19 protein-coding genes and 2 pseudogenes are annotated in these 19087 nt (G+C 73.0%); 11 read left to right on the forward strand and 10 right to left on the reverse strand.

Annotated features, from left to right (window positions below; genetic code table 11):
• Window positions 1–10: 10 nt before the first annotated feature.
• Window positions 11–589: a Uma2 family endonuclease gene (locus IE242_RS16055; RefSeq protein ID WP_189859666.1), complete on the reverse strand. Its 579-nt coding sequence runs from the start codon at window positions 587–589 to the stop codon at window positions 11–13.
• Between the two features lie 163 nt (window positions 590–752).
• Here IE242_RS16055 and IE242_RS16060 point away from each other — a divergent pair, with 163 nt between their 5' ends.
• The 4 genes from IE242_RS16060 (at window position 753) to eda (ending at window position 3727) form a co-directional block, all read left to right on the forward strand.
• Window positions 753–1523: a MerR family transcriptional regulator gene (locus IE242_RS16060; RefSeq protein WP_189859668.1), complete on the forward strand. Its 771-nt coding sequence runs from the start codon at window positions 753–755 to the stop codon at window positions 1521–1523.
• Window positions 1520–2119, forward strand: coding sequence for a hypothetical protein (locus tag IE242_RS16065; protein ID WP_189859670.1), 600 nt, complete (start codon window positions 1520–1522; stop codon window positions 2117–2119). Before IE242_RS16060 ends, IE242_RS16065 begins: the two co-directional genes overlap by 4 nt.
• 73 nt (window positions 2120–2192) lie before the next feature.
• Window positions 2193–2993, forward strand: a complete 801-nt coding sequence (yaaA, locus tag IE242_RS16070) for a peroxide stress protein YaaA (RefSeq protein WP_189859671.1) — start codon at window positions 2193–2195, stop codon at window positions 2991–2993.
• Between the two features lie 65 nt (window positions 2994–3058).
• Complete coding sequence (gene eda / locus IE242_RS16075) at window positions 3059–3727, forward strand: bifunctional 4-hydroxy-2-oxoglutarate aldolase/2-dehydro-3-deoxy-phosphogluconate aldolase (protein WP_189859673.1); 669 nt, start codon at window positions 3059–3061, stop codon at window positions 3725–3727.
• Here the strand turns inward: eda and IE242_RS16080 are convergent.
• From IE242_RS16080 to IE242_RS16090, 3 genes are read right to left on the reverse strand one after another with little or no spacing between them, the layout of a single operon-like run.
• Window positions 3702–4982 (reverse strand): bifunctional RNase H/acid phosphatase, encoded by a 1281-nt coding sequence (locus tag IE242_RS16080; protein WP_189859675.1) that lies wholly within the window; start codon window positions 4980–4982, stop codon window positions 3702–3704. The two genes, eda and IE242_RS16080, sit on opposite strands and share 26 nt — an antisense overlap.
• Window positions 4983–4998: 16 nt before the next feature.
• A complete protein-coding gene (locus IE242_RS16085; protein ID WP_189859970.1) occupies window positions 4999–5742 on the reverse strand; it encodes a zinc ribbon domain-containing protein in 744 nt (247 codons plus the stop codon).
• Complete coding sequence (locus IE242_RS16090) at window positions 5739–6614, reverse strand: Nif3-like dinuclear metal center hexameric protein (RefSeq protein WP_189859677.1); 876 nt, start codon at window positions 6612–6614, stop codon at window positions 5739–5741. The genes IE242_RS16085 and IE242_RS16090 overlap by 4 nt, the downstream gene beginning before the upstream one ends.
• A 219-nt stretch (window positions 6615–6833) precedes the next feature.
• Here IE242_RS16090 and IE242_RS16095 point away from each other — a divergent pair, with 219 nt between their 5' ends.
• Together IE242_RS16095 and IE242_RS16100 are read left to right on the forward strand one after the other, a co-directional pair.
• Window positions 6834–8249 (forward strand): hypothetical protein, encoded by a 1416-nt coding sequence (locus IE242_RS16095; RefSeq protein ID WP_229858968.1) that lies wholly within the window; start codon window positions 6834–6836, stop codon window positions 8247–8249.
• Between the two features lie 44 nt (window positions 8250–8293).
• The gene (locus tag IE242_RS16100; protein ID WP_189859679.1) at window positions 8294–8470 is read left to right on the forward strand and encodes a hypothetical protein; all 177 of its coding nucleotides are present in this window, start codon (window positions 8294–8296) and stop codon (window positions 8468–8470) included.
• Window positions 8471–8540: 70 nt separating this feature from the next.
• Here the strand turns inward: IE242_RS16100 and IE242_RS16105 are convergent, their stop codons facing one another.
• A complete protein-coding gene (locus tag IE242_RS16105; protein ID WP_189859681.1) occupies window positions 8541–9404 on the reverse strand; it encodes a MaoC/PaaZ C-terminal domain-containing protein in 864 nt (287 codons plus the stop codon).
• Window positions 9405–9644: 240 nt separating this feature from the next.
• Between IE242_RS16105 and IE242_RS16110 the strand changes: the two are divergent.
• Window positions 9645–9875, forward strand: a pseudogene (locus IE242_RS16110) (ABC transporter ATP-binding protein); the annotation flags it as partial.
• An 82-nt stretch (window positions 9876–9957) separates the two neighbouring features.
• A pseudogene (locus tag IE242_RS16115) lies at window positions 9958–10106 on the forward strand (DNA-binding response regulator); the annotation flags it as partial.
• Here IE242_RS16115 and IE242_RS16120 read toward each other — a convergent pair.
• On the reverse strand, window positions 10091–11563 hold the full coding sequence (locus IE242_RS16120; protein WP_189859683.1) for an MFS transporter: 1473 nt from the start codon (window positions 11561–11563) through the stop codon (window positions 10091–10093). The pseudogene IE242_RS16115 and the gene IE242_RS16120 overlap by 16 nt on opposite strands.
• Window positions 11564–11741: 178 nt before the next feature.
• Between IE242_RS16120 and IE242_RS16125 the strand changes: the two genes are divergently transcribed.
• Window positions 11742–12392, forward strand: a complete 651-nt coding sequence (locus IE242_RS16125; protein WP_189859685.1) for a class I SAM-dependent methyltransferase — start codon at window positions 11742–11744, stop codon at window positions 12390–12392.
• 21 nt (window positions 12393–12413) lie between these two features.
• Here the strand turns inward: IE242_RS16125 and IE242_RS16130 are convergent, their stop codons facing one another.
• Window positions 12414–13106, reverse strand: a complete 693-nt coding sequence (locus IE242_RS16130) for a hypothetical protein (protein ID WP_189859687.1) — start codon at window positions 13104–13106, stop codon at window positions 12414–12416.
• 148 nt (window positions 13107–13254) lie between these two features.
• Between IE242_RS16130 and IE242_RS16135 the strand changes: the two genes are divergently transcribed.
• A complete protein-coding gene (locus tag IE242_RS16135) occupies window positions 13255–14247 on the forward strand; it encodes an N-acetylmuramoyl-L-alanine amidase (RefSeq protein ID WP_189859689.1) in 993 nt (330 codons plus the stop codon).
• A gap of 169 nt (window positions 14248–14416) precedes the next feature.
• On the forward strand, window positions 14417–15283 hold the full coding sequence (locus IE242_RS16140) for a DUF5336 domain-containing protein (RefSeq protein WP_189859691.1): 867 nt from the start codon (window positions 14417–14419) through the stop codon (window positions 15281–15283).
• Between the two features lie 78 nt (window positions 15284–15361).
• Here the strand turns inward: IE242_RS16140 and IE242_RS16145 are convergent, their stop codons facing one another.
• The 3 genes from IE242_RS16145 to IE242_RS16155 are packed head-to-tail and all read right to left on the reverse strand — an operon-like array spanning window position 15362 to window position 19012.
• Window positions 15362–16144 (reverse strand): hypothetical protein, encoded by a 783-nt coding sequence (locus IE242_RS16145; protein ID WP_189859693.1) that lies wholly within the window; start codon window positions 16142–16144, stop codon window positions 15362–15364.
• Window positions 16131–17720, reverse strand: a complete 1590-nt coding sequence (locus tag IE242_RS16150; RefSeq protein WP_229858970.1) for a substrate-binding domain-containing protein — start codon at window positions 17718–17720, stop codon at window positions 16131–16133. Before IE242_RS16150 ends, IE242_RS16145 begins: the two co-directional genes overlap by 14 nt.
• The gene (locus tag IE242_RS16155; RefSeq protein ID WP_189859695.1) at window positions 17717–19012 is read right to left on the reverse strand and encodes a hypothetical protein; all 1296 of its coding nucleotides are present in this window, start codon (window positions 19010–19012) and stop codon (window positions 17717–17719) included. The genes IE242_RS16150 and IE242_RS16155 overlap by 4 nt, the downstream gene beginning before the upstream one ends.
• Window positions 19013–19087: the final 75 nt, after the last annotated feature.

Consider the following 19087-nt stretch of genomic DNA (forward strand, 5'->3'; position numbering starts at 1 on the left):
CTTCAGGGGATCAGAGGAAGTCGGCGGTGTCCAGGTCGAAGGAGAAGGGTTCGGGGAGGGGGATGGGCTTGCCGAAGGGGACGGTGCGATGTTCGCGGTAGTCGCCCTTTTCCGGATCGCTGAACAAGGTGATCGACGCGGCCTTGCGATCGACCAGCAGGTACAGCGGAACGACACCACGCGCGTAACAGCGGCGTTTGGCCTCACGGTCGGCCTGGGGCCTGGTGGAAGTGACCTCGACCACCATGGCCACGCCATCGCAGGGCATCCAGGAGTTGGCGGTCCGGTAGAGCCTGAGCCGACGCGGGGCGAAAGTGCCGTCCGGGATCACATGGTCCGTGGGCCAGGCACCTCCGCTGTCCACCTTCAAGCCTTTGTTCCCGGCGAACTGCATGTCGGTCCGGGATCGCCGGTACACCTGCATCAGGATCAGCTCGATGTAGTCCTCGTGCTCCCCGTCCGGCGGCGGTGTCACAACGATCTCCCCGTCGATCAGTTCCGCCCGGACCCCGTCCGGGGTGTCCAGGGCAAGGAAGCTCTCCAACAGGACGTCTTCCTGCGTGAGCGGCTCGTGGGCCATGGCAGTCATGTCACGCCCCTCCTTCTGTCGCTCGCCAGACTGGGACACCGGGAGATCACCTGTCCGAGAGGTCGGGAACCGTTCCCTCGATCGTGGCACACGGCACCGCGGGCCGTCAGGCACGCGCCGCCCGCTTGACCCTGCCGCAACGTCAACGTTTCTACTGTTCGGCATGCGGATCGGAGAGCTCGCCGCGGCCGTCGGTGTCACCACCCGGACAGTGCGGCACTACCACCACCTCGGGCTGCTGCCCGAACCGGAGCGGCGCCCGAACGGGTACCGCGACTACACACTGCGGCACGCCGTCGTCCTCGCCCGGATCCGGCGGCTGACCGAGCTGGGGCTCGGGCTCGCCGAGGTACGGGACGTGCTGGCGGACGAGGAGGGGCGGGAGCTGGACGAGGTGCTCGCGGAGCTGGACGAGGACCTGGCCCGGCAGGAGGCCGCCGTCCGGGAGCGGCGGGAGCGGCTGCGGAAGGTGAGGGAGGAGGCCGAGCAGGGGCGGCTGCCCGCGGAGGGGCCCGTTTCCGCCGAGCTCGCCGCCCTGTTCCGCGAGATGGGCGATACGTCGCCGCCCGGACCCGAGTCCCCCATGGCCGCCATGGACCGTGAAGTGCTCGCGCTGATCGAGACCACAGCGTCCCCGGGGGAACGGGAACGCATGCTCGCGTCGTTCCGGAGCGCGTTCGCCGTGCCGGGCGGCGTCGAGCGGGCGCATCGGGCGTACGCGCTGCTGGACGAGCTCGTCGACGCGGACGTCGATGATCCGCGGGTGGAGGAGGCGGCCCGGTTTCTCGTCGGCTCCATCCCGGAGGGGCTGGTGCCGGACGTCGGCGTCGACGAGGGGCACAGTTTCCTGCAGGCCCTCTACGCCGACTTCGCCCCGGCCCAGGCGGAGGTCGTCCGCCGTACGTTGCGGATGGTCGCGGAGGGCCGGCGATGAGGGCGATGAGGAAGTCCGCGCAGGTCGCGCTCATCCTCGTACGGCATGAGCTGTTGCTGCTGGTCAGTCTTGTGCGGTGGGTGGCGCGGCGGCCTCATGGCGCGGGGGAAGGGCGGGCCTTCGGGTATGCGCGCGGGCAGGGGGCCATGATGTTCGGCTTCGGGTTCGTGTGTGTCGTCGAGACCGTGGCGATGGCCGTGCTGCTGCGGGACTTTCCCGTCGTGCACTACGCCTTTCTCGTCGTCGACCTCTATACGGTCCTCATCGTCGTCGGGATGTACGCCGCCTCCGTGACCCGGCCGCACGTCCTCACCGGCACCGCCCTGCGTCTGCGCCGCTTCGCCGTCGTGGATCTGTGGGTGCCGCTCGCCTCCGTCGCCTCGGTACGGCGCGAGCTGCGCACCACGCACGAGAAGCGGGACGGTGAGCTCGATCTCGCCGTCGGCTCGCAGACCTCGGTCACGGTGGAGCTGGCGGAGCCCGTCGAGCACGTCACCTTCTTCGGCAGGCCCCGCCCCGTACGGCTGGTGCGGTTCCATGCCGATGACGCGAACGAGCTGGTGAGGGAGCTCACAAGGGTGCGCGCGGCGTCTTAGTGCGCGGAGGCCCGGCTTCCGTCACGCCGTACGCTGGCGGAGCCCCACCCGCCCCGTACAAGGAGAACCACCCGTGCTCGTGCTGCTGCCGCCGTCCGAAGGCAAGGCGTCGTCCGGCCGTGGCGCCCCGCTGGCGCTGGAGTCGCTCTCGTCGCCGGCCCTCACCCCCGCCCGCGAGGCCGTCCTCGGTGAGCTCGTCGAACTGTGCGCGGGGGACGAGGAGAAGGCGCGGGAGGTGCTGGGCCTGAGTGAGGGGCTGCGCGGCGAGGTCGCCAAGAATGCTGAGCTCAGGACCGCCGGGGCGCGGCCCGCCGGGGAGATCTACACCGGGGTGCTGTACGACGCCCTCGGCCTCGCCTCGCTCGACACCGCGGCCAGGCAGCGGGCGGCCCGCTCCCTGCTCGTGTTCTCGGGATTGTGGGGCGCGGTCCGCGTGACCGACCGTATTCCGTCCTACCGGTGCTCCATGGGCGTGAAGCTGCCCGGGCTCGGCGCCCTCGGCGCCTTCTGGCGTACGCCCATGGCGAGCGCGCTCCCCGAGGCCGCCGGGGACGGACTCGTACTCGACCTGCGGTCCTCCGCGTACGCGACGGCCTGGAAGCCGAAGGGTGAGGTCGCGGGGCGGACGGCAACCGTGCGGGTGCTGCACTCGCAGATCGTCGACGGGGTGGAGAAGCGGTCGGTCGTCAGCCACTTCAACAAGGCGACCAAGGGGCGGATCGTCCGCAGTCTGGTGAGTGAGGGCATCGCGCCCAAGGACCCCGCCGAGCTGGTGGAGGCGCTGCGCGATCTCGGGTACGTCGTGGAGGCCGAGGCGCCCGCCAAGGCGGGGAAGGCGTGGGCGCTGGATGTGGTGGTGACAGACATTCACTGACCACAGTCATTGCAGCATGCGCAACAGCCGTTGTGCATGCTGCTCGCCCTGTGCAGGATGGCGCCATGACGGACACCTCCCCTGCCACCTCCACCTCCCTCTCCGCCTCCGTACTGGACCTCGCCCCCGTCCTCCCGGTCGTCGTCGTGTCGGATCCCGCCCGCGCCGTACCGCTCGCGCGGGCGCTGGTCGCGGGCGGCCTGCCCGCGATCGAGGTGACCCTGCGGACGCCGGGCGCGCTGGACGCCATCCGGGCGATCGCGGCCGAGGTGCCGGAGGCCGTGGTCGGGGCGGGCACGGTCGTCTCCGCCGCGCAGGTCGGCGAGGCGGTCGCGGCGGGTGCGCGGTTCCTGGTCAGCCCAGGCTGGACGGAAGGGCTGGTGCGGGCCATGCAGGCGTCCGGGGTGCCGTTCCTGCCGGGTGTCTCCACCGCTTCCGAGGTGGTGGCGCTGCTGGAGCTCGGGGTGCGGGAGATGAAGTTCTTCCCGGCGCAGGCCGCGGGCGGTACGGCGTATCTGAAGGCGCTGGCCGGGCCGCTCCCCCAGGCGCGCTTCTGCCCGACCGGGGGAATCGGACCGGACTCGGCGCCGGACTACCTCGCCCTTCCCAACGTCGGGTGTGTGGGCGGCAGTTGGATGCTCCCGGCGGAGGCCGTCGCGGGCGGCGACTGGGCTCGCGTCGAGGCGCTGGCCCGGGATGCGGCCGCGCTCAGCGCAGGTGCGACGTGTCGTTGAGCAGCCGAACCGAAGCGTTCCCGTCCCCGTAGTACGCCACCGCCGACAGCGAGGCCGCCGACAGCTCCATACGGAAGAGGGACTCCGGGGGTGCGCCGAGGGCCAGCCGGACCAGGGTCTTGATCGGCGTGACGTGTGTGACGAGGAGGACCGTGCGGCCCTTGTACGCGGTCACGAGCTCGTCCCGGGTGGCGGCGACGCGCCGGGCCACGGCCGCGAAGCTCTCGCCGCCGCCGGTGGGTTCGGCGTCCTGCGAGGCCAGCCAGGCGTTCAGGTCCTCGGGATGGCGTTCGCGCACCTCCGCGAAGGTCAGCCCCTCCCAGGCACCGAAGTCGGTCTCCCGCAGGCCGTCCTCGACCCGTACGCCGAGGCCGAGCCGGGCCGCGACGATCCCGGCCGTCTGGCGGCAGCGGGCGAGCGGTGAGGAGGCGACCGCCTGGACGGTGCCCCGGGCCGCGAGGGCGGCGGCCACGCGTTCCGCCTGGTGGCGGCCGATGCCGGAGAGGGAGGGGTCCGATCCGCCGCTGCCCGAGAAGCGCTTCTCCGGGGTCAGCGGGGTCTCGCCGTGCCGGAGGAGTACGAAGGTGGCGGGGGTGCCGAGGTCGGGCGCGGGGCCGGTGGAGGCCACGTTGCGGGCGGCGCGGAGGTCGGCCTCGGCCTTGGCTGTTTCCGCCACGGCGGACGGACGGGCCCCGGCCAGCGCCGCCCGCGCCTTCGCCGCACCGGCCGCCGCGTCCCCGGGCGGGCCCGAGGGCTCGGGCACCGAGGACTGTGCCCGTTCCCGTCCCGCGCGCGGATCCAGGTCCGCCGTCGACGCCGACGGCGACCACTGCTCCCCGCGCGCCCCCGCGTCCATCGCCTCGTTGGCCAGGCGGTCGGCGTGCTTGTTCTGTGCGCGCGGGATCCACTCGTATGTGACGCGGGACGGCGGGAAGACGGCCGCCGCCTGCATGGCAAGGGGCCGGAGATCAGGGTGCTTGATCTTCCAGCGGCCCGACATCTGCTCCACGACGAGCTTGGAGTCCATGCGGACGTGGACCCGGACGGAGTCGTCGGCGTCCGGGGCCAGTTCGCGGGCCGCTTGCAGGCCGGCGAGCAGGCCCCGGTACTCCGCCACGTTGTTCGTCGCGACGCCGAGGTACTCCGCCCGCTCCGCGAGCGTCTCGCCCGTCCCCGCGTCCAGGACGACAGCGCCGTACCCCGCCGGACCCGGGTTGCCCCGGGAACCCCCGTCGGCCTCGACGACGAACTCCACTCCGTACGCCCTGCGCCTAGATGCCGGACTCGGCCGTACGCACCAGGATGCGGCGGCAGTTCTCGCAGCGCACCACCGTGTTCGGGGCGGCCGAGCGGACCTCGTTGAGTTCGGTGATCGCGAGCTCCTGGCGGCAGCCCTGGCAGGTGCGCTGGTACAGCTTGGCCGCGCCGATGCCGCCCTGCTGGCCGCGCAGCTTGTCGTAGAGCTTCAGCAGATCGGCGGGGACGGAACCGGCGATGACCTCGCGCTCCTTGGTCACCGCGGCGGCCTCGCCGTCGAGCTGCTCGAACGCGGTGTCGCGGCGGGCCGTCGCGTCGTCGATCTTCGACTGGACGGAGGCCACGCGGCCGGTCAGCTCGGTGACCCGCTCCTGCGCGGACTCACGGCGCTCCATGACCTCCAGGACGACGTCCTCCAGGTCGCCCTGGCGCTTGGCGAGCGAGGCGATCTCGCGCTGGAGGTTCTCCAGGTCCTTGGGGGAGGTGACGGCGCCGGAGTCCAGGCGCTGCTGGTCGCGGGCCGCGCGCTGGCGCACCTGGTCCACGTCCTGCTCGGCCTTGGTCTGCTCACGGGCGCAGTCGCCCTCCTCGGTCTGCGCGGCCACCAGCAGGTCGCGCAGCTGCGTGAGGTCCTTGGTCAGCGACTCGATCTCGGCGTGCTCGGGAAGCGACCGGCGCTTGTGGGCGAGCTGCTGCAGGCGTACGTCGAGGTCCTGCACGTCGAGGAGGCGGATCTGGTCGGCGGGCGCGGCGTTCAGTTGGGGGCTCCCGGGAAATCGGTGGTGATGGACGCCGCGTGGGCGGTCCAGGGGTCGGTGACCGTCTTGGAGACATGGACCCTGAGGTCCCAGCCGTGGCGGTCGGAGATCTCGTCGAGCTGGGCGGCGGCCAGCTCGCACCAGGGCCACTCGGTGGCCCAGTGCGCCGCGTCGAGCAGCGCGAGAGGAGTGTCGGCAGTGCTGTGAGCACTGCGGGCGCGGGCTTCCGACACCGGGTGGTGGCGCAGGTCCGCGGTCAGGAAGGCATCGACGCCCGCGGCCCGTACGGCGTCGAAGAGGCTGTCGCCGCTGCCGCCGCTCACGGCGACCGTGCGCACGAGCGCGTCCGGATCACCGGCTACGCGGATGCCCTGCGCGGTGGCGGGCAGCCGCTCGGCGGCCCGGGCGGCGAACTCCCGCACGGTCAGCGGGTGGTCCAGTGCGCAGACCCGGCCGAGGCCGCGGCAGCCGGTGGCGTCCGTGGGGTCCGGCACGAGGGGGCGCACGACCCGCAGGTCCAGGGCGCCGGCGAGCGCGTCGCTGACGCCCGGGTCGGCCGTGTCGGCGTTGGTGTGGGCGACGTGCAGCGCGACATCGTTCTTGATCAGGGTGTGCACGACGCGGCCCTTGAAGGTCGAGGCCGCCACCGTCGTCGTACCGCGCAGGTAGAGGGGGTGGTGGGTGACCAGCAGGTCGGCGCCGAGCTTCACCGCCTCGTCCGCGATCTCCTGGACCGGGTCGACGGCGAACAGCACACGGGAGACGTCCTGGTCGGGATCGCCGCAGACCGTACCGACCGCGTCCCACGCCTCGGCCCGCTCGGGGGGCCAGAGGGCGTCGAGCGCGGCGATGACTTCAGACAGACGGGGCACGGGGAAAAGGCTACCTGTCTTCCTCCGGTGCCCGGCCGGCCGTCGGTCACTTGACCAGTGGCGTCCCGCGATCGCCCGCTTCCCGGCCCCGGCAGCACACCGGTCCCTGTTTGCCCGGATGAATTGCGGTACGACCCTCCTTATGTGTGAAGCGGCTGCCCTGCCGGTTCCACGCCCGCGCGTACGAAAACTAGCGTCATAGCCGGAGGTGACCGAACGATGACGGTCTGTGCATCCACCGGGGCCGGGCTCGCGGACCCGTCCGGGCAGGGGGTACCCGCGCTCCCGGCCGCCGGGTACGGCGACGACCCGTACGCGGGGCACGGTGACGGCGGCCCCTACGCGGGGCACGGCGGCCACCCGTGCCCGCGGCCCGGATGCGTGATCAGCTCCGGCGGGACGTACGCCGCGCGCCTCGCCCACGCGGGGGGTGAGTCCTGGTACCCGGAGCGCTGGACCCTGGACGGCCCCGAGCCCTACGCGGTGCCGCTGCCCGCCGGCCAGCCGGAGGAGCCCGGTACCGAGGTGCACCCGATGGGCGACGGACGGGTGCTGGTCCACCGGGTCGCGAGCGGGCGGCACATGTTCTCGCTGCTGTACCCGGCCGGTCCCGGGACCGGCGAGCTGCCGCTCGGCGGGGTCGAGTGCTCGGATCCCTCGGCCGCGCTGTGGCTGCTGCCGCCCGCCCCGGGCGGGGAGCGGGCGTACGCCCTCGCCGCGGGCCCGCGGTCGACGGCGGTGTGGCTCGTGGTGGGCGGGGCGTTCGGTCCCGAGCAGCTGGCGGAGGTGCCCGGGCACTGCTCGGGCGGGGTGTGGCTGGACCGTACGGGACGGCTCCTCGCCCTCGACCGGCTGCTGGACGGCCGGACGAAGACGGTGGTGGTGGACCTGGAGCGGGCCGGCGAGGCATCCCCGCTGCTGCAGATCGCGGACCACAGCGACGACCGGCTGCTGCTCGCGGACCCGTACAGCGGGCTGCTCGTGATCCGCTCGGACGCGCCGTCGCCGGGCCGTGCCCGCCTCGGCTGGGGGGTGCTGGGCAGCGCGCTGCCGGTCCGCTTCCCGGAGTGCCTGCGGCTGCGGGACTGCGCGGTGCTGCCGTTCGCGATCCAGCCCGGGGAGGTGCTCACCCCGGAGAACTGCGCGGTGGCCCTGCGGATCGACAGCGCGGCCGGGAGCTGGGTGGGCACCTGGCGGCCGGGCGAGGGCCGGGTGCACCATCTGCCTCCGCCCGAGGGATGGTTGACGGGTTCCGGGCTGCTGACGAGGGACGGGGTGCTCGGTCTGCCGTACGCGACGAGGGCGGTGCCGTGCGGGGTGTCCTGGGTGGGGGTACCGGCGGGGGCGGGGGCCGTTGCGCCGGGGGCCTGCGCGGGCGGTGGTACGGCGCCGGTGCAGGCGTCGCCTCCCCTCTCGGTACCGGCTTCGGTTCCGGTACCGGCTGTCCCGGAGCCGGTCGCCCCGCGGCCGGTGCCGTTGCAGGAGGCGCCGCTGCGGGGGCGCGTGGGGCTGCCTGCGGCGAACAAACCCACCGCATCCGCCCCATCCACCGCATCCGCCGCGTACGTCGCATCCGCCGCCGCGTACGCCGCACCGCACATGGGCGGCGTCGGAACCCGCACGGAGGCCCGTTAAAATCACCCGCCTGTACGAATAATGCTGTTGGGGGACATTTACAGATGAGCGACGTGCACACCACGGAACCGCCCGCCGCCCACGCCGAGTCGCAGGCCCAGGACCTCCTGGGCCACGGACGGCACCGCGGCTCGGTCAGTGCCGAGGACGCCGAGGCGACACCGCGCGGACGGCACCGCAAGCCGGCCGAGCAGCACGAACCGGCCGAGTCGGCCGCCTGAGCCGGGCGGTACGGCGCACCGGCGCCCGGCCCCGCCCGTCGTGTTCGACGACGGGCGGGGCCGTTCCCGTTCACACGTGTTCGACGACGGTGTCGGCGAGCACCGGGGCGTCGCCCCGCTCGGCCGCCGTCACCGAGACCTGGACCGTGCCCTCGCCCCGCCGCCACATCCGGACGCGCAGGGTCTCGCCCGGGAAGACCACCCCGGCGAAGCGCGTGCCGTAGGCGCGGATCCGGGTCACGTCCCCGCCGAGCAGCGTGTCGACGACAGCCTTCAGCGTGATCCCGTAGGTGCACAGCCCGTGCAGGACGGGCCGCTCGAACCCGGCGCGCCGCGCGAAGGCGGGGTCCGCGTGCAGCGGGTTCCGGTCGCCGGAGAGCCGGTACAGCAACGCCTGGTCCTCCCGGACGGGCCGCTCGACCAGCCGGTCCGGCGGGCCCGACGGCAGGTCGGGCGGGCTGCCGGACGGGCCGCGCCCGCCGCCCCAGCCGCCCTCCCCGCGGACGAAGATCCGGGCGTCGTCCGTCCACAGCGGCCCGTCCGCGTCGGCGACCTCGGTGCGCAGGACGAGCACCGCGGCCTTCCCCTTGTCGTGGACGGCGGTGATGCGCGAGGTGGTGACGGCCCTGCCCGCGACGGGGATCGGACGGTGCACGGCGATCGTCTGGCCGCCGTGCAGCACCCGCGCCAGGTCGACGTCGACACCGGGCGCCGACAGGCCACGGATCACTCCGGGGGGCCCGCCGCCCGCGACGGTGGCGAAGGCGGGCAGGACGTGCAGCCGGGACTCCAGCGTGTAACGCAGTTCGCCGGGGTCGGTCGCGGGGACGCCGGCGCCGATGCCGAGGTGGTAGAGCTGGACGTCCTCGGGGGTCCAGGTGATCTCGGCGGTGCGGGGCGGGGCGTCAAGGGCCTTGGCTGCGTCGATGGGCATGGAGTTCCTTGTACCGCCCGGTCGCCGACGACCCCAGTGGCGGGTCCGGTGACATTTGTCCTGCCCGGCTCCGTACGAGCGCATCTGCCGCGGCCCGCCCCCGGGTCCGTATGCGTCGTGGCCATGACGAAGACAGACGGGACGCGGACGCCGGAGGCACCGGCCGTGTCCTTCACGGGGGCGGTCAAGTCGTACGGCGCCGTACGGGCCGTGGACGGCGTGGATCTGACCGTGGCGCGCCGGGAGACGGCCGCCCTCGACGTGGAGGCGCGGCACGCGTTCTGGGCGTCGATGCGGGCGTACGCGGAGCGCGGCCGCACCGTGCTGTTCTCCACGCACTACCTGGACGAGGCCGACGCGTACCCCGATCGCATCGTCGTCGTCGACCGCGGCCGGGTCGTGGCCGACGGCACCGGTGAGCAGCTGCGCCGGGCGGCGGGCGGGAATCTCGTCTCCGTCGACCTGGCGGGCCTCGGCGGACGCCCTGCCGCGTAGCTCGGACTGCTGCCCGGTGGCCCGACGTGGCGCTGCTGTACATCGCCTCCGCGGTCGGGCGACCGTCGCCGACATGGCCGCGAGGCTCCACCTCCCCCAGTCCACCGTGCGCAACTACCTCTCCTCCGCCATCGGCAAGACGGGCACCCGCAACCGCATGGACGCATGGAGGCGATGCGGGAGGCCCGCCATCAGGGTTGGCTCTGAGGCCGGCCCTGAGGCTGACGGAGCTGCCGCGGCAGCCACGCCAGCATCAGCAGCGTCGCCGCGAGCAGCACGGTCCCGCCCGTACGGAACACCAGCGCGTACCCGGCCGCGAGCGCCTCCGCCGACGCCGGACCGCCGCCCGCGGACGCCGTACCCGTACGGGACGCAGCGACGGTCGACATGACGGCCAGGCCCAGCGAACCGCCCATCGTGCGCGAGGTGTTGACCAGCCCGGAGACCAGTCCGGCGTCGCCCGGCGCCGCCCCGGACGTGGCGAGCGCGGCGAGCGGGGTCGACGCCAGGCCCGCGCCCGTCATCATCAGCACGCCGGGGATCATGATCGCGGTCAGGTACGCGCCGTCCGCCGTCATCGTCGACTGCCAGCCGAACCCGGCGGCGGACACCAGCATTCCGAGGACCACGACGTGCCGCGCCCCCAGCGTCCGCATCAGCCGCGGCGCGGTCTTGGCGCCCAGCACCACCGCCAGCGAACTCGGCATACTGGCGAGCCCGGCCTCCAGCGGGGTGTAGCCGAGCACGTTCTGCGCGTACAGCGTGATGAAGTACCACATGCAGAAGGTCACCGAGCCGGACAGGAACATCGCCGCGTTCGCCGACGCCACCGACCGCAGCCGCAGCAGTTTCGGCGGCATCAGCGGTGCCGCGGTGCGCGCCTCGACGGCGAGGAAGGCACCGATCAGTGCCGGTCCGGCGAGCAGCGGCACGAGCGCCGACGCCGCCGCCCAGCCCTCGGCCTCCGTCTGCACGATGCCGTAGGCCAGGGTCGCGAGACCGGCCGTCACCAGGACCGCGCCGGGGAGGTCGAGCCGCCGCCCGTCCCCGGCCCGGCTCTCCACGAGCCACCGGAGGGAGCCGGCCAGGACGACGGCCCCTACCGGCACGTTGATGAGGAGCACCCACCGCCAGGACAGGAAGTCCACCAGAACACCGCCGACCAGGCCGCCCGCGGCTCCGCCGCCCGCGCCGACCGCCATCCAGGTCGCTATGGCACGCGCGCGTGCCGGTCCCTCCGGTACGGCCGCGGTGAGGATGGTGAGCGTGGCGGGGGCGAGCACCGCGGCGCCCAGCCCCTGCGCGGCGCGGGCCGCGAGCAGCTGCCATCCGTCCTGGGCGAGCCCGCCGCCCAGCGACGCCAGCGTGAAGACGGCGAGCCCGACCAGGAACATCCGCTTGCGCCCGTAGAGGTCGCCGGCCCGCCCGCCGAGCAGCATGAAGCCGGCGAAGGCGATCGTGTACGCGTTCACCACCCACTGGAGTCCCGTGTCGCCGAGCCCGAGGTCGGTGCGCATGGAGGGCAGGGCCACATTGACGACGGACACGTCCAGGACGACGAGGAACTGCCCGGAACACGCGAGCGCCACCAGGAGCCAGGTGGGCGGCGGCATGATACGGCTGGGGGTACGGGTTTCTGCAGCGGCACGGAGCATGCGTGTCATGTTCTCAACGACGGTCGCTCATGGCACGGGACTTTCGCCGCACGCGGACTCGTCCTCGGGAACCAGGCCGGTCGCGTCGTGACCCCCGCCGCGGGCCCGGTCCGGGGGTAGGGCAGCATGGGCCGCCGTCCCGCCCCCATCCACGGCACGCACAGCACCCGCACGACGGAGGAACCCCATGCCCACAGCACCCGAGCCGGAGATCCTCGCCGCCTTCGAGGCCGCGAAGGGGTTCATGCCCGTACGGGAGGGCCTCGCGCTGTACGAGGCGGCCGTCGGCGCGGGGCGGCTGGGGCTGCCCCTCCTGGAGGTCGGCACGTACTGCGGCCGCTCCACGATCCTGCTCGCCGACGCGGCCCGCCGGTCCGGGGTCACCGCGATCACGGTGGACCACCACCGGGGCAGCGAGGAGCAGCAGCCGGGCTGGGACTACCACGACCCGTCCACCGTGGACCCCGAGGTGGGCCTCATGGACACGCTCCCCACGTTCCGCCGCACCCTGCGCAAGGCGGGTCTGGAGGACCACGTGGTGGCGGTGGTCGGCCGCTCCCCGCAGGTGGCGGCCTTCTGGCGGTCCCCGCTCGGCTTCGTCTTCGTCGACGGCGGCCACACCGACGAGCACGCCGGCGCCGACTACGAGGGCTGGGCCCCGCACGTGGCCGAGGGCGGGCTGCTGGTCATCCACGACGTCTTCCCGGAACCGGAGGACGAGTTCACCGGCCAGGCCCCGTACCGCGTCTACCTCCGGGCCCTGGACTCCGGCGCCTTCGAGGAGGTGTCGGCGACGGACTCGCTGCGGGTGCTGCGGCGGACGGGGGCCGGGATCTGACGGTACGTCGGCAGTACCGTTTCAGCGCACGAGCAGCCACACCGTGACCGCCACCAGCACGAGCATGAGCACGAGCGCTACGGCGGCGACCGGGGAACGCCGAGCCGGCGGTGGACGGAAGACCCCTCCCGCCGGCGGCGGGCCCATCACGTCCCGCGGGGCGCCGAGTTGCACCGGATGCGGGTCGACGACGGGTGCCACCGGTGTGCGCCACCGACCCGCGCCGTCGGCACCCACCGCCCAGGACTGGAGCCGCCCGTTCGCCAGTCGGCGCCACCGCTTCCCCCCGGCGTCCGTGAACTCGGCGGAACACAGCAGCGGAGAGGGCGGCGCCTCAGTGGCGGCAACCGGAGGAAGCTGCGTCCGGACCGTCCCACCGGCCGGCAGCAGCACGCTCTGCCGGCCCAGGGGCACCCCGTCATAACAGAGCGTCACCCCTTGCAACGGTTGATTGCTGGTGTTGGCCGCCTCCAGCCACCACTGCACATAGCCGTCCACGAGCGGCGACGGGCTGCTGGTCAGCGTCATCTGGAGCATCGACGGCTGGACCAGCGTCTCCCGCTCGTCGGCTTCCTGCTCCCGCCGCTCGACACGGCGCTCGCGTTCGGCGAGCCGCTCGGCCTGCCGGACGTTGTGGCGGTGTACGGCGACGCTCAGGGCGAGCGACGAGACACCCACCACGGCTCCGACGACCGCGATCACCACCTCCAGCACTCTCGTACTGTGCCCCGCGCACGCCCGTCCGGTCCATATCTCACCGGTCACTTCCCGCACAGAGATGTCACCGTTTCCCGCACGGGCACATCACCCGAGGAGCGCAGGCGCCCTGCGGGCCGCCGGGCCGGGTCGTATGGTGACTGACGTGTCGTACGTAGGACCGGACTTCGAACCGACCCCGCCCCGCCGCTCGTTCCTGCGGCGCCCGCTGACCGTCGCGGTGGCCGCGCTGGTGCCGGGTGCCCTGGCGGGATGGCTGCTGTGGCAGGCCACGGGCGCCCCTGACGCGGGGGGCGACGACGGTGGTACGGCGGCGGCGTCCGCGTCGTCGTCCGCGGCCACCGCACCGGCGTCCGGTGAGCCGACGGACCCGGGGACCCGCTCCTCGCCGGACAGGACGCCGACCGACGGCGGCAGGAAGCCGAGCGCCTCCGCCGGCAGCGCCTCTGCGCCCGTCGCCTCCGGTCCTCTCAAGGGCAAGGTCGTCGTCATCGATCCCGGTCACAACCCCGGCAACTTCCGGCACACCACCGAGATCAACCGCCAGGTGGACATCGGGACGAACAGCAAGGAGTGCGACACCACGGGGACGTCCACCAACTCCGGTTACGCGGAGGCCGACTTCACGCTGGACGTGGCGCGGCGGCTGCGTACCGTCCTGGAAGAGCAGGGCGTGACCGTGAAGTTCACGCAGGACGGCGACCGGGCGTGGGGGCCGTGCGTCGACGAGCGGGCGCGGATCGGGAACGAGGCGGGGGCCGACGCCGTGGTGTCGATCCACGCCGACGGGTCCGCGGCCGGCAACCGCGGCTTCCATGTGATCCTGCCGGGCGCCGTGCACGAGGGCGCCGCCGACACCCGGCCGATCACCGGGCCGTCCCGGGAGCTGGGCGAGCGGATCGCGGGCCGGTTCGTGGCCGTGACGGGCAGCGCGCCGTCCAACTACGTGGGCGGCGGCACCGGGCTGGACACCCGGACGGACCTGGGCGGTCTCAATCTCTCGACGGTTCCCAAGGTGTTCATCGAGTGCGGCAACATGCGGGACGGCCAGGACGCGGCGCGGCTGACCAGCGGCGCCTGGCGGCAGAAGGCGGCACAGGGCATCTCTGAGGGAATCGTGAGTTTCCTGCGCACGTAACGGGCGAGTCGTGATCAGCGCGTCGATCCCGGCGGACAGCCTCGTCAGGCGGGCGATAAGGTCGTCCTGTGACGAGGGGCCACCCCCGCGCTTCGCACCACGGCCCAGCCGGCGACATGGTGTCAGCGACGCCTCCACCGATGACGAGACGACTGACGAAGGACCTGAAGTGAATATCCGCTCCCTCACTAGAGGCGACGGCGTGGTGATCGGAGCAGCGGTATTGCTGTTCATCGCGTCGTTCCTCGACCTCTACTCGATCGACGGGGTTCCCGACAGCGTCGACCTGCCGAACCTTTGGGGCAGCGGGCCGGTCCTGCTCGGCGTGGTACTGGCCGGCATCATCGGTGCGGCGCTGGTCGTCGTCGCCCGGGGGCTGCCGCAGGCGCCGAAGGTCGCGGGTCTCGACCTCGGCCAGTTCGGCATCGCCTTCACGGTCTTCGCCGCGTGGAGCGCGCTCGGCAACGTCTTCGACCCGACCGGCGGCGCCGACAACCTCTCCAGCGGGGAGACCGGCGACGCGGGCACGGGCCTGATCCTCGCCCTCATCGCCACCCTGATCATGGCCGCCGCGGCCGTGGCCACCCCCCTCGTCCCGGCCCTCAAGGCCGCCCTCGTCGGTGCCCCCCGCCCGCAGAACCCGCAGCCGTACGGCGCGCAGCCGCCCGCCGGTTACGGCTACCCGGGCGCCCAGCAGCAGCCCGGCCAGCCCTACGGCGTCCAGCCGGGCCAGCCCGGTCAGCCGGGCCAGTCGTTCGGCGGCCAGCCGCAGCAGCCCCAGCCGCAGGGCCAGGCCCCGCAGGCGCAGCCGCAGCCGCAGCCGCAGCCCGCGCCGAGCGACTTCTCGCCGTTCTGGTTCGCCGTGCCGGTGCCGCGTCCGCTGTTCGCGGAGGACGGCTCCCAGAACACCATCGCCGAGCTCGCGCCGGGCACCTGGTACCTGGCCGTCGAGCAGCGCGGCCCGAACCTCGTCGCCCAGACGCAGGACGGCCGCCGCGGTGTCCTCCAGGACACCAGCGGGATCCAGCGCGGCTGACGCGCCGCCGCGCCGTCCGTCTCCGCATGCGCGGTACGGCCCCTCGCCCTCGTGGGCGGGGGGCCGTCGTCGTACGGCTCAGCGGAAGACCGCGACTGGGTTCAGCGTCAGCTCCCCCGTCTCACGGTTCCAGGTGTGGACCCTGGCGAGGCAGCGGGCCTGGAACTCCCCGTTGAGATAGTCCGGGTTCTGGCCTTCGAGGAGCCCGTCCGCCTCGCAGGGGATCCGCACCTGGGCGGGCGGTTCCCCACGGCCGTAGCGGGCGCACAGCACGATGTCGTCGTTGTCCAGCTTCTGTGCGCTGAACCGGCCGTTGACCAGCACGAATGCCGAGACGGCCGCGGCGGCGGACACGGGTGCCCGGTGGGCGTCGCCCCGGTCACGCAGATTCTCACCGAGCGCCCGGTTGGGGATGAGCAGCCCGGAGGCGAGGTCGACGTCCACGATGACGTCCTCCTTGCGCATCGTGTCCATGAGCAGCCGTATCACCGTGATGGGAGTGCTCGTCTGGACGTACTCGGTGACGCGCTGCCTGCTGGCCTCCCGGCCTGCCTCGACCCCGCCCAGGAACGACTTCGGCGACAGTGTGTTCTTGGTCGTGACGTTGGTCTCTTCGGCGACCTCCTGTTCCAGAGCGGCGGAGAAGCCGCCGAACTGGTAGAGGTTCATCACGCGCTCCCGGTGCAGGAAGAAGCACATGCCGTATCCCATGGTCCGGGCTCTGCCCCCGCGGCCTCTGCGCAGCCGGCCGAGGCGTGCCACCACGTACCGGAGCACCACGGCGAGGCAGCCGGCCGTCAGCGCCCAGACGACCAGCCACGGCCACCACAGGCCCCACCACTGACTGTCAATGACACCCACGGATCTCCTTGAACGCGTCGGACAGCGAGGAGCGGTTCGCGTCGACCATGCGGCCGCCGGTCGCGGTGGCGGCGCGCCGCAGGGCGGTGGCGTCGGCCTCGCCGAAATGGACGGGGAAGGTGGGCACTTCGGCGGCCTCGGTGCCGAGTGCGCGGTGGCGGCGCAGGAACTCCTCGTAGGCGATGCCCGCGTTGCTCTCGCCGTCCGTCATCAGCACGACGGCGACCGGCTGTCCGGGCTCCTCGCGGACGGCGGCGGCCGCGACGCGGTAGCCCCGGTCCAGTGCCGACCACACGGCGGTGGCGTCGTCGAACGCGCCCCCGGTGACGATCTCGTCGAGGGTCCGCAGGTCGGCGTCGCCGCGTACGGTCACGGTCCGCTCCTCCAGCACCCGGCCGCCGAACCGGACGACCGTGATCCGCTCGCCGCGGTGGAAGCGGGCGAACTTGCCGGTGGAGGTCTCGTCCGCGCCGCTGAGCCCCGCGAAGGCGGCCCGCAGCTGTGCCATCCGCTCGCCGCGCATGGACGTGGAGAAGTCGAGCAGGAACACCACCTGGTCGGCGGTCTTCCCCAGCGGATCGCCGTAGTCGGCGACGAGGCGCTCGACGATGGAGAGCCGGTCGGGGAAGGACAGGGCGTTGCCGACGGCCGCCCGCAGCCGCGGCTCGGGCCGGACGTCCTGGTTGACCGGGCGCCGGTGGGTCCGCTCCATCAGTTTCCGCTGCGCGTCGGCATCGAGCAGCCAGTCCGTCACCTCGCGGTACGCGGACCGCTTGCCGGGGTCGAGCAGCAGCAGCGGGAAGTCGGACAGCACCATGCCGTCCTCGGGATGCACGATCTCCAGGGGCTCGGCCGGCTTTCCCGTGGCGTTGAGGGAGAGCAGTTCGGACTCGTGGGCGATCAGCGCGTTGGCCTCGTCCTGGTGGTCCACGTAGGCGTCGATCAGATCGCGGGAACTGGCGCCGGTCAGGGTCTGGCCGGAGCGGAAGCCGCGCAGCCGGTCGCAGGACACGTCCTGTTCGCGCAGCGCGCTGCCGGTGCCGGCGGCCGCGGTGGCGACGCCGACGAGCGCGGCGCGCCCGGTGTCGCTGCGCCGCGGGTCGGCCATCCCGAACCGTACGGTGCCGTCGGCGGCGGCGTCCGCGATGTCCGCCCAGGTGAGGCGTCCGCCCGGGACCCGGGCCCGCAGCTCCTCCGCGATGTCCGGGGTCAGGCCGACGACGACGGGCGAGCGCATGATCGGTGTGGACTCGGGCCGGGCCACCCGGTCACCGGACGCCTGTCGCTCCTGGAGCCCCAGCAGGAAGGAGCGGTCCGAGGCGAGCCACGCGAGATCGTACGGGGAGTCCCCGGAGGCGGGCGGCTGTCCGGCGAGGCCGGCGGTGGCGTCGTACCTCATCTCCAGCTCGATCCCGGTGTCCTCCTCCAGCTCGTCCAGCAGCGGCTCGAGATCGGCGAGCTCGGGGCTGGCGAGGACCCGCAGGGTGACGTCGTCGTCCGAGGAGCAGGAGGAGGTGAGGGCGGCGAGGAGGGCCATGGCCAGCACGGCCGTCAGGACGCGCACCGGCCGCCTCACGGGGTGTCCCCCTCGGGGGGCGGGCAGTTGCCCACGTGGTTGATGATCTGTTCGAGGACGTCGAGGTCGGGTTCGAAGACCTTGGTCCGGTCGGGGTTCTCCGCCGGCACCTGGATGCCGTGCCCGCTCAGGTAGGCGTCGAGCTGTTTCCTGGTGTCGTCCTCGCCCTTGGCGCGCACCCGGAAGCCCAGCTCGACGGCGCGCTCGCGCAGCCGGTCGTCGTTGTCCATCACCTCGACCAGCCGGTCCCCCTTCTCCGTCAGGGAGATGAGCTGGGGTTCGGTGAGGGCGTAGGGCGAGGGGTAGAGCAGCACGCGCTCGGTGTCCTGCTCGCCGTGCTTGTCCTGGTAGGCGATCTGGTGGGCCAGGTACTGGTGCTCGTAGATCAGGGAGATGGGCGCGATGCTCTCGCCGAGGTCGGACAAGTAGCTGTCGGCCTGTTCGTCGGCCCACATGCCCTGGAGGTTGATGAAGGGCCTGATCCTCTCGGCGAGGGCGGTGACGCGGTCGCCGGCGCTCTGGGCGCTGCTGGTGTTCTCCGTGCCCGGCGTCCGGTTGCCGTTCGCGACGAAGGCGAGAATGCTCAGGTAGGTGCCCGCCGCGTTGGACTCGCAGACGTCGGAGGTGCGGACGAGGACGCGGCCGCTGTTGCTGTGGCTGCTGATGTCGTCGAAGCCGATGCCGTTCCAGGTGTCCGCGGTGCGGCCCGAGCCGTCCCCGGCGCCGCGCGGGCCGTCCACGCCGTCGAGCAGGTTCTGGAACTTGCGCATGTCCAGGTCGTAGTAGAGCGTCTCCCCGTTCCCCGCGGGCTGCGGGACCGCGACCCCGGCCCGCTCCAGGGTCTTCGCGTAGTCGCGGAAGGTGCCGAGGACCAACGGGGTGACGAAGGGACGCGACGATCTGACCGACCTCTTCTGCTGGTCCAGGACCAGCTTCGCCGCGGGCTGCCCGGACGGGAACACCACATCCATGCCGGCGAAGGAGTGCGTGGCGATGCCGCGGGAGCCGAGCCGGTGCACATCCACGCGGATGCCGTGCTCGCGCAGCAGCAGCCGCTGCACCTCGGGATCCCGGAAGAAGTCGGACTTGGAGGCCATCTTGGCCTCGATCGTGACGATCCGGTCGAACGGGCGCAGCGTGTTGCCCGTGATCGTCAGGGCCAGGAGCCCGGCCAGAGCGGCGGCCGACGCGACGAGGACATGGCCGGGGACCCTGAGGCGTCCCCCGCGGCGCGTGGCCAGTCTCGGTTCCTGGAAGTGCGTGGGTCTGTCGTCGGACACAGCATCGGACACGGTTCTCCTGCCCTCCCCCGGGGGCCAGGATCTTCCGCGACCACGGCGAACGCACGCTGCCGGAAGGGCCAACTC

Source organism: Streptomyces poonensis (assembly GCF_014650915.1).
GTDB lineage: Bacteria > Actinomycetota > Actinomycetes > Streptomycetales > Streptomycetaceae > Streptomyces > Streptomyces poonensis.